Genomic DNA, 16,299 nt, shown 5'->3' on the forward strand with positions numbered 1-16,299 from the left:
GCCTTGTTCTAAAGTTGAACAAGGCTTCCTAATATGACATGGACTAGACCGAGGAGAGAATAAACATGAATGTACTTGTTACCGGTGGAGCAGGCTTTATTGGGAGTCAATTAGTTCGGCGGTTGTTACTTTTAGGTCATCACGTGGATATCGTCGACAACTTACATCCCTATTATCGCAATAGTCGAAAAGAAGATCACCTTCGTTTACTAAAACAGACTGGTACGTTTCATCTATTCCAACAAGACTTACTTGACCAAGATGGCACAGAAGCATTATTTGCGAGACAAAACTATGACATCGTCTATCATCTAGCAGCCCTTCCAGGTGTATCCTATTCGATTGAAAAACCACTAGAATATGTCGACCAGGATATTAAAGCTACCATTAACGTATTAAAAGCTGCTGGTGAAGCAGGAGTGAACCATGTCGTGTTTGCCTCTTCCTCGTCGGTTTATGGTGACAAACACAGCCAACCGCTTCGGGAAGAAATGGCAGATGGAAGAGTAGTTTCGCCGTATGCTGCTTCGAAGTACGGTGCGGAGTCGTTTTGCCATGCCTACCAAAGCTTGTATCATTTCCAATTGTCGATTGTCCGCTTTTTTACTGTGTATGGTCCGTGGGGAAGGCCTGACATGGCTATTTCGAAATTTGCAAATAAGTTACTTAATCAGGAACCGATTGAAATTTTTGGGCAAAAAAGTGCACGCGATTACACATACATTGATGATATTGTGAGCGGCTTACTTGCACTTCTCACAGCCAAACACACTAGTGAAGTGTTCAATTTAGGTTCAGGAAGACCTGTTTCCATTGAACAATTATTGACGATTTTTAAACGCCATTTTCCGACAATGCAAGTAGTAGAGAGGCCATGGCGAACTGGCGATGTCACGACAACATGGGCGAATATTGATAAAGCAAAAGCATTGCTTGACTTTGATCCGACAACATCGATTGAAGTAGGAATTGAGAAGACGATCACATGGGCAAGCAATTATGGGCAAACATAAACGGTTTTTCTTTGTAACGATACGAATAGCGGTTGCATGTATTTTTCTGTTTTTAGTCGTTCAATTCTTTGACTTTGCCGAAATTAGTGAAAGTACTGGAAAACTGCTTGATCAGCCAATCTTGTTACTTATGATGGTAATTGGCTATTGGTCATCTTTTTATTTGAAAGCAAAGGCATGGATGGTTTATGTGGAAGACGATGGGCCGGTTAAAAATTACTTGGACGCCATTTTTTATAGCTTGGTCATCAATCATCTTTTACCAGTCAAAGGTGGCGAATTGGTTAGAGTCGGCTACATTCACCACAAGAACAAGCTAAGCTTATCACTTGCGGCCGAATCAACCGTAGCAATGCGTCTGTTAGATTTAGTTATTTTAGGAGTGATTGCTGCCTCGGGTTCATTTCTATTCGGCATTTCGATATCGTTTCAGTTAGTGGCAGGACTAATAATCGGCTGTGGATTGTTGTTACTCGGGTTAGTTGCCTATACAAGGTTCCGCCCATTCATAATTAGCTATTTAGAAAAACTAAGCAAAATCGTCCTGTCCAAGAAAGGCTTGAAAATGGTCACACTAGTGTTTGTGAGTTGGTTACTTGAAGCAATTGTCATTTACTTGATTGTCTTTGCGTCCTTTAAACCAATACCGATACTAGATGCGATTTGGGTTAACAGCTTTACTATTGCTGGCCAAGTCTTCCAATTTACACCTGGTGGGATTGGTACGTATGAAAGTTTTATGAGTATCGCGTTAAAGACTGTAGGCTATCCGTTAGCAACAGGGTTAACGATTGCCGTTGTTACACATGCGGTTAAATTTATCTTTTCCTTTGGATGCGGCTTGTATGTACTATTGTTTGCACCGATTAGATTGGAGCAAATCGTATTCTGGTTAAAAAAGAAAAGGGGTTCACAATGAAACAAGCATCTCGGTTTGAAGTTATTGCGGCACGTTGTTGGAATTTATTAAATGAGGGAAAACCATTTACGCCAATTTTTGTTGTCGGAACATTCTTGCTGTTCCATCTATCAGACTTGGCGTCACCGCTATTTTGGCAACAAGCGCTGCTTGGACTTATCCTCCTTGCACCGATAATCGCCATTTTTGTTTCCTATGATTTCCCACTTTTCCTACGTAATTATCTGTGGTTACCATTTATTGCTTATCTCATGATTTGGGAAAATGTCAATGTAGCTTTATTGTTTACTGCAGTCGGACTTTATTTCTTTTTTACCGTCTTTTTTTGGGGGACACTTTATTATCATTTACGGATTGGGACAGACTGGCTTAATTTCACACGATTTTGGAAGCTTGTCTTAAAAAATAGTGACTCAACGAGTGGGAATGCGCAAGAGCAGCTCCCTAAGTTCTTATTGCTTTTGACGTTTTGGGAGTTATTTGTAACTGATTTCCCTCAAGGAGGAGCGCTTGTTTCTTACGGATGGTTTGTTGTTGCATTAGTCGTGTTTAGTTGGATATTGCACCATTACCTGTTTGATTGGAAGCCGGTCGAGCATCTTCCATTTACTAATAATGCAGCAGAAAATAACGAGCCCCTAACGAAAAAGGTCGTAATGATTGTCGTTGATGGGATGCGGAAAGAACGGTTTCAAGAAGCTAATACACCTTTTCTTGATAGCCTCCGGAACAACGGGACGGAATACACACAAATGGAGACAGTTTATCCAGCGCGTACGGTTGTTTGTTTTTCTTCGATGATGACTGGTACGTATCCAAAAGAGCATGGAATCAAATCAAACATGGTTTGGAAACTTGGAGTTAACACAGAAACCATTTTTGACTCGTTACGAAAAATAAATAAAAAAGGCCGACTATTAGGGATTGCCCATTTGATTGATTCAATGGGTGATGATGTGGATGCAATTACGGCTGTGATGGATAAAGATGAAGCAGATCGTAACATTATCGAACGCGCTAAGCACATCATGCTCAATGAAGACCCTGATTTTATTAATATCCAATTAATTGGAACCGATCAAATCGGACATAGTCGCGGTGTATTGTACGATGATTATATTGAAAAAATTGAAGAAGCAGACCGACTAATCGAGGAATTCGTTAGCTTTCTAGACGAAAACGGACAGATGGAAGATACTACTATTCTGATTTGTGCTGACCATGGTCAAGCAGATGGTATTGGTGGACATGGCCATCTCGATGAGGGGGAACGGTTTGTCCCGTTTTTCTTATATGGTAATGCGATTGAACAAGGGAAAAAAGTTGAGGACCGTCATAGCTTAATTTCAACAGCTCCAACCATTGCCTACTTACTAGGTGCACCGTACCCAAGTCATAGTAGAGGACCAGTCTTACTTGAAGCTGTAAAAGAAAGGATGAACACCGAATATGAAACAAAAGTTAATCGTATTTCTTCCGGCATTTAACGAAGAAGAATCATTACCAATTGTGTTGTCAAAAATTCCAAGAAATATTAGTGACGATATCGATGTTGAAGTATTAATTATTGATGACGGCTCAACAGACAATACTGTCACAGTAGCAAAGCGTCACGGAGCAGACCACCTTGTTTCTTTTGCTGAAAACAGGGGGCTCGGTGCCGCCGTTCGAGAAGGTTTACGAAAAAGTGCGGAGTTAGGCGCTGATATTGCGGTCATGATAGATGCGGATAATGAATACCCGGCTTGGCAAATTCCTGAATTAATTGCTCCAATTGTAGCGGGGGAAGCAGATTATGTAATGGGCTCTCGTTTTTTAGGCACGATTAACGGCATGAAGCTGAATCGTAGACTAGGAAACTACTTTTTCACCGCACTCCAGTCGCTGTTATTACGAAGGTGGATCTATGATGGCCAATCAGGGATGCGTGCTTTTTCACGACAGGCAACTGCCCATGCGGAAATTATTCATGATTACAACTATGCCCAAGTACTGACTCTTAATCTTGTTCGGCAAGGGTTTCGGGTCAAAGAAATTCCAATTGATTATCAAGTCCGGACAACAGGGCAGTCGTTTATTAAATTTAAAGCGTACATGATGTCTGTTTTCCCTGCGATTATCCGTGAGATGCGAACGAAGCGGACGAAAGTAAAGGTTAATGATACTAGGAATACGGTAGAAAAAGAACGCCAAGTTGGTTAACGGCTAAAATAACAATGAAAAGGGCTATATGAAATAGCGCTGAAGCAAGACTTTGGATTGTATATCTTCTTAAAGCTTAACAAAAAAATCTGACATTTTTGCAAAAAACTAGTTGACTATGAAATTGATAATCATTATCATTGAAAGGGAGGAGTGAAGCTGGATGAAAAAAATCAGCTTTGGACTAATTACGATGCTTGTCGTATTTTTTTCCACTCAAATAACCGGATTTGCTTATTCTTATGGAGATCCTAATAAAGAAAAAATTGCAGATGTATATGAACAAATGGTTGTTAAATTAAATGAATCGCCACCAAACTTTGCTGATGCTAAGGCATTATTCGAAACGATTAGAGAAGAGGAAATTGTGCTTCACATGGGGGAGGCCCCAGCTCAGGTCGTGGAAAAAAACATAGCAGATGAAGATAAAGAAGCAGTTATAAGCAATATGCAAAAGATATTAACATTGAATATTTCTAGACGGCTCGAAGCATTAGAAGACGATTTTGAAAATTACGATTTAACTAAAAAACTGTTAGCCAAAGCATTCGCTACATATAAAGTAGTATCTCCTGTTGTCGAAGAAAAAGACGGGGAGCTCGATCAACAAATAAGAGACCAATTTGATCTTGCGCTAGAATCACTTGGTAATCCGGGTTTATTTGGAGTCGGGGAGAAAGAGCCAAACAAAGACCAGTTTATCGAAAGTAAGACATTTATTCTTGAAGCAATAAAAGAGCCGTTTGGCATTGAAGATTATACGACAGGCCACTTTGTCGACCAAGTTCAAAAGGCAGAGAAGGCGGAGCAAAATGAGGATAAGGCAGGAAGCACCTCAAACTGGACAGATTATTCTAATTTAAAAAACTGGTTACCTATTGCCATCATCGGCCTAGGGATCATCGTAGTAATTATTTATTTCATCCGTAAGCGGAAACGTTCATCCTAGATTGGTTTAGTAGAAGAGGAGGAGACTAGATGCAAATTCAAGCGTTACTTGTTATGTTGCGTGAAGTGTTTGAAGCAGCCTTAATTGTCGGAATTATTATCACGTATTTAAAGCGAACTGATAATGGGAAATTCACAAAATATGTTTGGCTTGGTACTGGGCTAGCCGTTTTAGCTAGTGCTGGTGTAGCGTTACTTTTTCAAGTGGTCCTAACCGGGTTTGCAGCAATGGCTAGTGAAATCTATCTTAAGGTTGCCATCATGCTCATTTCATCCGTTTTATTGACACAAATGGTGTTTTGGATGGCAAAAAACAACCGTGATATGAAGAACAACATTGAAGGTAAGTTAGGTGAACTAGTGACAGCGGGCAGTGTTATCGGCATGGTCATTCACACCTTTTTAGTTGTTGTTCGAGAAGGTGTCGAGACGGTCTTCTTTTTTGCTGCTATTACCGGAGGCAATATTCAGAAAGGCTTTGAAGGATGGGGCGCAATAAGTGGTGTTGTTATTGCATTGTTCATTGCCTATCTTTTCTTCAAAGGAACGATGCGGATTCCACTCAAGACGTTCTTTAAGATTACTAGTGCATTTATCGTGATGATTGCGGCAGGTTTACTCGTTCAAGGAATTGCAATTTTACAAGATTTAACGATTGTCGGAAGCGTCATGCCAGAAGTCTATAACTTGACTTGGCTGCTACCTGAGCATCCAATTGATGCAGCACAATATTTACGTAATACAGGTGTCGAACCACAACTTTCTGGTGAAGTTGGAATATTCTTAAAGGCCTTATTTGGCTATTCTGCGAATCCATCGTTAGAAGAGGTTGTTGCTTACCTTGGCTATTTTGTAGTCGTTTATCTACTTGTGACGGTTAAAAATAAAGAAGGGGCAGCAGTACGAAAGGTTGCAACCACGAAAGTTAAAAATCCCAAAGCGTTTACTAATGGTTCGATAAGCCAGAATGCTTATAAATAAAGACTAAAAAAGGTGGCAGTTGCCGCCTTTTTTAATTAGATAAGGAAAGTATAAAAAGATCCAAGAGCTGTCTAGCAACGTCAAGGCTTGTCTTACGCTTGTCGGGGGTGACCAAGGCACTTTCGCTTTTCTAATTGTCTAGCTACAGCGCCTACCCCCTCGAGTCGTAAGTCAATCCTCTACATGGCAAAGACCGCCATTACGAGGCTTGTCTTACGCTTGTCGGGGGTGACCAAGGCACTTTCGCTTTTCTTGTAAAGGGGGATTAGAATCAATGAGTAAAAAGCGGTGGTCAGCTGGTCTTATCGTTACAGGCATATTTACTACTGGTTTCATGGTTCTTCTTACATGGTTGCGCTATCGCTATGCTAGTTCCTATGCTCGGAGCTGGGATCAAGTTGATTTTGCGTTAGGGGTGCAAAGTTTTGACCTGTTTCAGATGCAACCTCATTTTCCAGGCTATCCGTACTTTATATTAGGTGGGACGCTCGTTAACCAATGGATACCGAACCCGGCTGAAGCATTAGCATACGTTAATATTACACTGATGACATTAGCAGTTATTCCTATCTTTCTACTATGTCGGAGAAGGTTATCTGTTGTATATAGTCTAATCGGAGTCGTTGCTGTGCAATCACTAGCATATTTGTCGATAATGACGGTGGAACCAATGAGTGGTGCTGCTGCCACAGCGGTATTGTGGTGGTATATTTGGAGCTTAGTCGTCGCTTGGGAGAAGAATCGTTCCAATCCGACTCGATTTTCAGCAATTGCTGAGTTGTTACCACCGTTATTGTTTAGTATTTTACTAGGTATAAGGCTTTCCTATTTTCCGTTTGGATTAGGTTTTATTTTGTTGTGGATTGTTCATTGGAAAAATGTACCCAATCGACGGCTCTTTTACGATTACTTAGCAAGACAAATCATTTTCACTGTTGTCTTTCAACTTATTTGGATTGTCGGACTGGTTGTATCGGTTGGAGGAGTTGATTTTTTTGTTGCTTTAGCTGCTGGATTTATCGAGGGGCACTTTTCCAATTGGGGTGGAGCTGTCACGACTGATTCGCAACCGGTTGGTAATCGCTTTATGAAATTAATCGGGGAAAACTTGGTTTGGGTAGGTATGACTTTAAAGTCAATTTTCGCTGCGATTACGTTTGGGCTAATGATCGTGGTGACCGCGATGACTAGATCGACACCATCCTCAGGTAGGAAGAGTGCACCGCCAATGGAGCGGTGGATAATCATCCTCTCAGTCGGCTATTTTGTCTGGGCTTTACTTGGCCAAAATGTAGACAAGACGAGGCATATTCTACCACTAATTGGATTAATTATGCTACTCCTTGTCTTGCGTTTATTGGCTAGTAAGTTTAAAAAGGTTGCGGTAGTTGTTGTCGTCCTATCTAGTATGCTGCAAGTCTATCAAGGTTATGGTTACATGAAAATCGGGGCGACGGAAAGGCCATCAACCTACCAGCTTGCTTCCCGGCTTGAACAGCTCAGGCAGCCGTTCATTGTTTATACGTGGGAAGAGGAAAGGGTGCTTGACTACCTAAACGCACCCTATGATTATAAAAAAATATACACGTATGAGTTGTTTTTAGCTGATATAAGCTATCGAGGCAACCGCGACGTTTATTTAACGAATATGGTAGTTGAGGGGTTTTTGCAACAAGGCCATGATGTCAGTGATTCGATTGAAGAGGTCGACGTATTTAAGTCCGACCCGATATTTGATCCTGTTTATCATACGATTACGTTATACAAATGGACAAACAATGGTGTTAGGGGTGGTTAATCATGCGCATTACGATGGTCGGGCTTGGGTATGTTGGGTTAGTTACTGCTGCAAGCTTGGCAGAAATTGGTCACCACGTTACATGTGTTGATCAAGATGAGAACAAAGTTCGTCAATTAAAGGAAGGTATTCTGCCATTCTATGAACCAGGCTTACGCGAACTGATTACAAACCTTACTAGTAAAAGCAGCTTAACGTTTACAACAAGCCTTGAGAGAAGCTGTTTAGGAGCAGAAGTCATCTATATTGCGGTTGGAACCCCGCCAAACGATGATGGTACGGTTGACCTAAGTAGTCTGGAAACCGTTGCACTTCAACTAGCTGGGTATATAAAGGCAGATGTCATTGTCGTGATTAAATCAACTGTTCCGGTTGGGACAAATGACTATGTTAAGCGGTTAATCGATGAACATTTACCTACACCTGTATCCGTTGATATCGTCTCGAATCCAGAATTTTTACGGGAAGGTACTGCCTTACATGACACCTTTTTCGGTGACAGGATTGTTATTGGGGCAAACAATCCCGATGCAGCTAAGGTGATAGAAGAAATCAACAAGCCGTTTAACGTCCCGATTGTGAAAACGACATTGCAAAATGCTGAAATGATTAAGTATGCATCGAATGCTTTTTTAGCGACGAAAATTAGCTTTATTAACGAAATAGCTAACATTTGTGAAAAAGTTGGAGCTGATATTGCTGATGTTGCCAAAGCAATGGGTATGGATAAGCGAATCGGTCCGCAATTTTTGCAAGCAGGGATTGGTTATGGTGGGTCTTGTTTTCCAAAAGATACAAGAGCACTAATGCAAATTTCTGGCAATGTGGCACATGAGTTTGCTTTATTAAAGGCTGTCATTGACGTCAACAATAAACAACAAACTTTGTTAGTTGAAAAGGCTAAACAACGATTTGGTAAATTAGACGAGCGACGGATAGCGGTGTTAGGCTTAGCGTTTAAGCCGAATACCGATGATATTCGGGAGGCTGCATCACTGGTCGTCATTGAACAGCTTCTTACGGAAGGGGCAACGGTTACCGTATATGACCCAGTGGCGATGAACAATGCAAAGCTGGTGCTAAACGATCAAGTGCTTTATGCCGAATCAGTCGAAGCCGCGTTGAAAGAGGCCGATATGGCGTTGATTGTAACGGAATGGGAAATAATTAAACAAGCTGATTTACCGAAATGGCGGAATCTAATGAACGAACCGATTATTTTTGATGGTCGCAATTGCTTTGACCCAAGTAAAATGGCGGAACACAACATCGAATATCACTCGATCGGCCGTCCTGTTTCGATGCATCTAAACTAAGACCCTAGCAAAAACGGAAGTGTACCGACAGTTAGGCTCGCTTCCGTTTTTGTTTGATGAGACCAGTGATATAGACGGTGGTTGGAATGACTAAACAGACGATGTAGGTGAATGGGTAGAAAAAGACTTCACTAAATTCCACTTGTTTCATCGTTGTTGAAAACATTAATGTAGCAGTAACAATAATGAGCATCCCGATTGGAAGAGTCAGTGGTCGGTAGTCTTTTAGTTTAAAAATAGATTGAAGCCCTGAAGTTAATACATATACCGTCACCGCCAGTTTAAAATAGATACTTAGAAACCAAATAATCGCGATAAACACTTCAACTCGTTCTAAAATGTCAGCAATCGTTACCTTTTTCCCTAATACATAAAAAGGAAAGGAATTTCTTTCGGTAAAGTCTGCGCCTAACACGAGTATGCAAAAGGTGATTGCAATCGTTAATACTAAACCACCAATTAGTACACCTTCCATAAACGAATGTTTTACCCTTTTTTTCGTTTTCACATAGGGTGTAATCATTAAGAATGTAAGTAATTCTAAAAACGGAAAGGATAAAAAATAATAGCTTCCATATACAATCGATTGGATTCCGCCTTCGAAAACCGGGAGCAGGTTTTCCGTTTCCAATGACCCGATAAGAAAAATTACCGTTAAGAACATCAAGCTTAATATCCATGGAATAAATATTTCGGATGACCGGGCAATGCTTTCAAGCCCTGCCCTGACACCAAAGATTACCGTCATCATAAACAGGATGAAAATAACTGTGATAGGAGTGTTGACTAGTATTTGCGTTTTTAAAAAATCACCGATATTCCATAAAACTAACACACTCAGAAAGAAAAAGAAGATATAAGTTATAGCGATGACGAAACCGCCGAGCCACTTACCAAGAATATGTTTAACGCAGTCGAAATAATGTTTATCTGGATGTAAACCAGCTATTTTACTGTAAAAAGTGACGAGAACAAGTCCGATAATAACGGTTAGAATAGCGGAAATCCAGGCGTCTTGCTCGGCTGCTTCCGCTAACTTTCTCGGTATAATCAAAATGGAGCTTCCAACTGTAAACAGGACAACGAGTGTGGAAAATTGTAGATTACTAATAATAATTTTCTGGGATTTCATAGCTTAATACCCCCCTTCACCTTAAAAGACGTCCTGTTTCTAACCCGATTGGTGAAAACAAGCGGATTAGCATGTCGGCTGGGTTTGGAACAGGGACACCTATCACCATCAAGACAGCTAATCCGGTACTGATCGAAAGGAAAAAAGTAAACAGGATTAGCTCCTTTTTCATTTTTTGCTTGCGCATTTTCGGTACTTCATACCAACAAATGAGGGTCACGATAATCAAAATACCAATAAGTTTCATTTAATCTTCACCATCACTTTGGAACGATTCGCCAATGGTACCTGTCCGCTTAATGTTAAATTCTGCCTTCACATCAACTTCTAAATTGACAAATCCTTCTTCATCCCAATTTTCTTTCACCCTTTGCCATAGCTTTGGCTTTTGTTGGTAGATTTTTTCGCCAAATCCAAAGATATCGGTTTGCCATTTTTTAGCTGTTTCAATCGTATCTAAAGACATCTTTTCCTTCTTTTTCGCAAAGGATGCCTCTAGTTCGTTGATCGTTCTTTCATCTAAAAATTGATTCTCGCACTGCACTTCACCAATTGCCGCCTCTGAAGTCAATGTTACTTTTACTTTTGGTTGGCCATTCTCTTCAACTACCTTTATATCTGTTGCAGAGTTGTTTATTTCAATCGTTACATTTCCACCTGTACACGACTGAACTGCGACGGTATTCGTTACATTGTCAGTCAAGTAATTATAGGCTTTGCTTTCGCTCTCAGTTAGCCAACCGACGAGTTTATCACCTTTAAAAGCTGCTAAGTTTTGCAGCTTTAACAGCGATGGTGACGGTATTCTTTCTACATTCTGTAGGCTTCCACCAAATTCAGTATCACCTTCGATATAGACTCCAGTCAAAACAGGATTGTTTCCTTCAGAAATTAACGTGGAAATTAATTGGTCTAACTTCACCCCTAAGGTTGGAGCCCAATTTTTTTGGGAACTCTCGATCGATTGATACAGTTTGTTTGTTGGAATTTTATCAATCGGTGTCAAGACTTTTAATATACTTGAAGCATCTTTTTCTTCCGAGACTAAAAGGAAAAAGTCAGTACGAACTTCATGGTCTCTTGATAAAAAATCTAACGTATCCTCAATTCCTTGTTCAGCTAATTGTTTGCCCAAAACAACAATTCTAAGATGGGCTAAATATAGCTTTCGCGGTGATGAATCGGTAATTTTACGTATTGCTTCGAATAGACTATCACCAGTTGCTTCATAGGTAGACACGGCAACACGGTTTGTTTGAGCCTCACCAGCGATTTCGGCTGGATTTAGTATTTGGGCTGTGACACGATACCCTTCTTCCGCTTGGTCGATAGCGAGACCAGTTAGGATAGCTAATTCATTTAATTCCTTTTTGTCCCAACAGCCAGATAAAACGGGCAGAAGTACCAAAAAGAATAAGATTAAGACAAGCTTTTTTCTCATAAGCTTACTCACCCTCACCTTTCAAATCTTCAGAATTTTTCGGCTCTGGTGCTGGTGTCTCCTCCCTGATGTAATCATCTTGTGCAATCATTTTAGGTCGGGAAAACAGTGCCCACTGTGGTAAACGGATAAGGCTGTCTTTTTGTCCCTCTTTGTTAAATGGTGCCATTGGTGATAAGTAAGGAACACCAAATGATCGTAAGCTTGTTAAATGAATCACCATCATGATCAAGCCAATAATAATGCCAAACATTCCGAATGATGCCGCAAGAAGCATGAAGAAAAACCGCAGTAAACGAACTGCAATTGCTAGGTTATATTCTGGTATGACAAAGCTACTAATCGCCGTAATCGATACGACAATTACCATAACGTTTGAGACAATACCGGCGTCAACCGCGGCTTGTCCTAACACGAGTGCACCAACGATGGAGATTGCTGAACCAATTGCTCGTGGCATCCGTACCCCTGCCTCACGGAGAATTTCAAAAACAATTTCCATTAATAGTGCTTCAATAAAAGCCGGGAACGGGACCCCTTCTCGTTGGGCTGCTAAACTTACTAATAAGGTGGTTGGAAGCATATCTTGATGAAACGTTGTAACAGCAATGTAGGAAGAAGGGATAAGTAATGCAAGCATAAACGCTACAAATCGTAATAATCGCAAGAAAGATGCCATATCTGCTCGTTGATAGTAATCCTCACTCGATTGTAAAAATTGGACAAATAGTGCAGGTGCAACTAAGGCGAACGGCGTCCCATCAATGATAATGACCACTCGACCTTCTAATAAATTAGAAGCGGCAGAATCTGGTCTTTCTGTGTTATAAATGGTTGGAAACGGTGTAAATGTTTCGTCTTGAATCAGTTCCTCGAGCGAACCACCTTCAAAAATCCCGTCAACTTGGACTCGTTTTAAGCGAGTTTTTACCTCGTCTAATATTTTTTGATTAACAATCCCGTTCATATAAAGGATCGCTATATCTGTTTTTGTCTTTTGTCCAATTTGGATTTGTTCAATCCAGAGGTCTTCGCTTTTAATTTTCCGCCGAACTAATGCTGTATTAGTCCTTAGCGACTCGACAAATCCCTCTTTTGGTCCTCTTACGACTGTTTGAGTGGATGGTTCTTCTATGCTACGGCTCGCCCAACCTTTCGTATCAATGGAAAAGCCGACACTCTCCCCGTTAATTAACAGAATCGTATTACCTGATAACAAATCATGCTTACTATTATCTAAATCGGTTACCTTTGTAATTTCACCACCTGGTAGCGTATGGTTCTCGAATAATTCTGAGAGCTTGGATTTGTTTTCGTTCTGTAAATAGGCTTCCCGTATGTCAACAAGTAACGTTTTTATAATCACGTTTTGGACCGTTTTTGTATCAACGAGACCATTCGTATAACAAATAGCAATTTGGTCGTTACCGCTTGAACCTATATTCATTTTTCGTATAACAATATCTGCACTATTACCTAAGTCCTGCTTAATCGTTTGTATGTTTTGGTCTATGTTGGTGGATAGAGGAATAGGTGTTTTGTTTTTTTTATCGGTATTGTTTTGCTGTTGTTCCTTTTGTTGCTGTTTTTTTTGCACTTTCACTCTTCTTAATTGAATACCTTTTTTCACTCCAAACCAACCCCTATAGACACATTACCGCTATTTTTTATCCAGTATGGACTAGAAAATAAATAATAAACGTTAGATTAAGAAAGGTTTTAAGTTAATAAAACAATCAAGTCCAAATGCGGTGCTTGAAACAAGGTTATTGCTTCTATTCAACTAATCTATCGACTCGGCAACAGGCAGGAAATTGGCCTGGAATGGAGAATATGTACAGTACAGTGCAGAATGATACAAGAGGGAAGTGGAGATAACGATGGATATGTTGAAAGTGATTGGCAATAAAATTACGCACCAAGATGGAAGCGCTGTCCAATTGCGAGGAACGTGTGTTGGTGGTTGGATGAATATGGAGGACTTTATTAATGGCTTTACTGGGTCAGAGCACGGGCTACGGGATACGGTTGCAGAGGTAATCGGTAAGAGTAAGGCGCACTTTTTGTTTGAGCGGATGCAGCATTATTTTTTCGGGGAAGATGATATTGAATTTATCAAAAGTTGGGGAGGTAATACGATTCGCCTGCCGCTTAACTATCGTCACTTTGAAGATGACGAGGCGCCATTTGTTTATAAAGAGGAAGGGTTCCGTAAACTGGATGAAATTGTTGCACTTTGTGAAAAGCATCGAATCTACATCATATTAGATATGCATGCTGCCCAAGGCTTTCAAAATACACATTGGCACTCAGACAACGATATCAGGCATAGCTTTTTTTGGCATGATAAAACGTACCAAGACCGTTTTATCGCGCTATGGGAGGAATTTGCGCGACGTTACAGAGGAAAAGCCGTTATTGCTGGGTATAATCTAATGAATGAACCGTGTGTCAATACACCACACGGCGATTATCCGCATACGTTTTTCGGTAAGTATAAGCCGGATTGGGAGCGGATGAATCGCATTTACCGTCGTTCGGTCGATGCAATTCGTAACATAGACCCTGAGCACATCATTTTTCTTGAAGGGGATATGTACTCGAAAGTATTTGACGGATTGGAGGCACCTTTTGCCGAGAATCTAGTGTACAGTAGTCACAATTATACAGCAGCAGGCTTTGGACCTGGCGAGTACCCAGGTATTTCCGATGCAAAAACAGCACGAATTGATAGTGGGTTGTACTGGGACCGTGACAAGCAGGTGCAAGTGTTTACTGACCATCAAGGGACCAAATATACAAAGAAGCACCAGGTTCCGCTTTGGGTTGGTGAATTTGGTTCGGTTTATAATGGTCCAGCAGAAGAAGTGCCGTACCGGTTACGGGCAATGGATGACCAGATCAGTATTTTTGAAGAATATGGTGCGCACTGGACAACCTGGACATACAAGGATGTTGGTGTAATGGGGCTTGCGACGTTGCATCCGGAATCTGAGTATATCGAACGAATTGCTTCAATTGTGAAGATGAAGCATCAGCTCAACACAGATGATTGGATGATTTGGCTACCTGGCATGGAAGCGCGGGGCCATGTTGATAGGCTTGCAACCCATTTGGAGGATGTGATTGGTGATGAAGACATCAATCATGCCTTTAATGTTGCGGCGTTGTCTCAACAAGTGTTAACCGTTTACACTGGCGCACTGATTCAACCAGCCTATGCGAAGCTATTCAAAGGCCTATCAGAGGAAAAGGTTGACGATATCATGTCATCTTTTGCTTTGAAAAACTGTAACATTAATCAAGGGCTTGTTGACGTCTTGAAAAAATATACCTAATCGATGAGGCGTGGAGATATGAGTAGGATGCCCTCTTTAGGCCTGCCTTTGCTGCGAGAGCTTTTCTCTATAGCCCATGGCAATAAACCTAGTATGCTATGTTCTAGCAAATGCCTAGTTTTTGTCTGGGGTAGCCGCTTTCGATTTACCTTTGTGGTCAAATATGATACAATGATAATAGCGTAATAGGGGAGTAGCTTTAGCAGTAAATGTCGTCATTTCAGAGCAGATGCTCTCGGCATTACTGGCGGCGACTTAATCGTTGTTAGCAAGACCTTTGCCAATTGGGGGCAAAGGTCTTTATTTTTTTCTAAAAAATACCAGTTCCCTGTGGTGCGCTACATATCTGGAAGTATTCCTGAGGGGTGAATAAAATGGATTCAATATGGTTGGAGTATGGATGGACCTTATTAGTTCTGATTGGACTAGAAGGTTTGTTGTCAGCAGACAATGCTTTGGTATTAGCAGTTATTGCAAAACATTTACCAGATGACGAGAAAAAGCGAGCAATAAGCTATGGAATAATTGGTGCTTTTGCTTTCCGATTTGCGGCAATTTTTGCTATTTCTTTTCTAGCTAACGTGTGGCAGGTGCAGGCAATTGGTGCAATTTATCTTATTTATTTAGGGTTAAAGCATGTATTTGGTCATTATTTTAGTAAAAAGAAAGCAGGAGAAGCTAAAGCAGATAATGGTGTACCGACAGGGAAGGGCTTTTGGCCAACTGTAGCTAAGATTGGATTGGCCGATCTTGCGTTTGCCATTGACTCGATTCTAGCAGCGGTTGCGCTTGCTTTGGCCTTACCAGATTCACCACTTCCTGCGTTTGGTGGTATGGACGGTGCTAAGTTTACGATTGTTGTGCTCGCTGGATTAGCGGGGTTAATTTTAATCAAATATGCTGCGACATGGTTTGTGCAACTACTGGACGTACGTCCGGGCTTGGAGACGACAGCCTACTTAATAGTTGCCTGGGTCGGGGTAAAACTCGGAATTATTACTCTGTCACACGAACGTGTTAATGTATTACCGAATGAATTTCCAGAAAGCTTAGCTTGGACGCTTGTGTTCTGGGGTGTCCTGCTTGGCACTGCGATTGGTGGCTGGTTCTTATCAGGAAAACCGGTACGTGAATCGAACCAAAGCAAGCATGAAGAAACAGAAACAAAACGACAAAAAGCTGCAAACTAGCTTGATCATCACAGGCGCCTT

The 16,299-nt window shown here is 41.0% G+C and carries 14 protein-coding genes; 10 read left to right on the top strand and 4 right to left on the bottom strand.

What is annotated here, in order from left to right; all coding sequences use genetic code 11:
• Nucleotides 1-65 precede the first annotated feature (65 nt).
• The 8 genes from NC799_RS02905 (at nt 66) to NC799_RS02940 (ending at nt 9,177) form a co-directional block, all read left to right on the top strand.
• On the top strand, nt 66-1,013 hold the full coding sequence (locus NC799_RS02905) for an NAD-dependent epimerase/dehydratase family protein (protein ID WP_272444833.1): 948 nt from the start codon (nt 66-68) through the stop codon (nt 1,011-1,013).
• Entirely contained in the window at nt 1,000-1,932 is a 933-nt protein-coding gene (locus NC799_RS02910; RefSeq protein WP_272444834.1) for a lysylphosphatidylglycerol synthase transmembrane domain-containing protein, read from the top strand. Before NC799_RS02905 ends, NC799_RS02910 begins: the two co-directional genes overlap by 14 nt.
• Nucleotides 1,929-3,419: an alkaline phosphatase family protein gene (locus tag NC799_RS02915; RefSeq protein ID WP_272444835.1), complete on the top strand. Its 1,491-nt coding sequence runs from the start codon at nt 1,929-1,931 to the stop codon at nt 3,417-3,419. Before NC799_RS02910 ends, NC799_RS02915 begins: the two co-directional genes overlap by 4 nt.
• Nucleotides 3,382-4,134 carry a glycosyltransferase family 2 protein gene (locus NC799_RS02920; RefSeq protein ID WP_272444836.1) on the top strand — a complete coding sequence of 251 codons (753 nt, stop codon included), beginning with the start codon at nt 3,382-3,384 and terminating at the stop codon, nt 4,132-4,134. The genes NC799_RS02915 and NC799_RS02920 overlap by 38 nt, the downstream gene beginning before the upstream one ends.
• A gap of 163 nt (nt 4,135-4,297) precedes the next feature.
• Nucleotides 4,298-5,083 (top strand): hypothetical protein, encoded by a 786-nt coding sequence (locus NC799_RS02925; RefSeq protein WP_272444837.1) that lies wholly within the window; start codon nt 4,298-4,300, stop codon nt 5,081-5,083.
• A 29-nt stretch (nt 5,084-5,112) separates the two neighbouring features.
• Nucleotides 5,113-6,063, top strand: coding sequence for an FTR1 family iron permease (locus NC799_RS02930; protein ID WP_272444838.1), 951 nt, complete (start codon nt 5,113-5,115; stop codon nt 6,061-6,063).
• Nucleotides 6,064-6,337: 274 nt separating this feature from the next.
• Nucleotides 6,338-7,861 (top strand): nucleoporin-interacting protein, encoded by a 1,524-nt coding sequence (locus NC799_RS02935; RefSeq protein ID WP_272444840.1) that lies wholly within the window; start codon nt 6,338-6,340, stop codon nt 7,859-7,861.
• 2 nt (nt 7,862-7,863) lie between these two features.
• Nucleotides 7,864-9,177: a UDP-glucose dehydrogenase family protein gene (locus NC799_RS02940; protein ID WP_272444841.1), complete on the top strand. Its 1,314-nt coding sequence runs from the start codon at nt 7,864-7,866 to the stop codon at nt 9,175-9,177.
• Nucleotides 9,178-9,208: 31 nt separating this feature from the next.
• Here the strand turns inward: NC799_RS02940 and NC799_RS02945 are convergent, their stop codons facing one another.
• Genes NC799_RS02945 through NC799_RS02960 form a run of 4 tightly spaced genes read right to left on the bottom strand, consistent with a single transcriptional unit; the run spans nt 9,209 to nt 13,380 of the window.
• Nucleotides 9,209-10,309, bottom strand: coding sequence for a GerAB/ArcD/ProY family transporter (locus NC799_RS02945; RefSeq protein ID WP_272444842.1), 1,101 nt, complete (start codon nt 10,307-10,309; stop codon nt 9,209-9,211).
• 16 nt (nt 10,310-10,325) lie between these two features.
• Complete coding sequence (locus NC799_RS02950; protein ID WP_272444843.1) at nt 10,326-10,556, bottom strand: hypothetical protein; 231 nt, start codon at nt 10,554-10,556, stop codon at nt 10,326-10,328.
• Nucleotides 10,557-11,750, bottom strand: a complete 1,194-nt coding sequence (locus NC799_RS02955; protein ID WP_272444845.1) for a Ger(x)C family spore germination protein — start codon at nt 11,748-11,750, stop codon at nt 10,557-10,559. It abuts the gene before it with no gap.
• Nucleotides 11,751-11,754: 4 nt separating this feature from the next.
• Nucleotides 11,755-13,380, bottom strand: coding sequence for a spore germination protein (locus tag NC799_RS02960; protein ID WP_272444846.1), 1,626 nt, complete (start codon nt 13,378-13,380; stop codon nt 11,755-11,757).
• 250 nt (nt 13,381-13,630) lie between these two features.
• On the opposite strand from NC799_RS02960, the gene NC799_RS02965 reads away from it, so the two are divergent.
• Both NC799_RS02965 and NC799_RS02970 read left to right on the top strand, forming a co-directional pair.
• Entirely contained in the window at nt 13,631-15,088 is a 1,458-nt protein-coding gene (locus NC799_RS02965) for a glycoside hydrolase family 5 protein (RefSeq protein WP_272444847.1), read from the top strand.
• Between the two features lie 374 nt (nt 15,089-15,462).
• Nucleotides 15,463-16,278: a TerC family protein gene (locus NC799_RS02970; RefSeq protein WP_272444848.1), complete on the top strand. Its 816-nt coding sequence runs from the start codon at nt 15,463-15,465 to the stop codon at nt 16,276-16,278.
• The last annotated feature ends 21 nt before the right edge of the window (nt 16,279-16,299 follow it).

The sequence above is a fragment of the Aquibacillus salsiterrae genome, from assembly GCF_028416595.1.
In the GTDB taxonomy this organism is placed as follows: Bacteria; Bacillota; Bacilli; order Bacillales; family Amphibacillaceae; genus Aquibacillus_A; species Aquibacillus_A salsiterrae.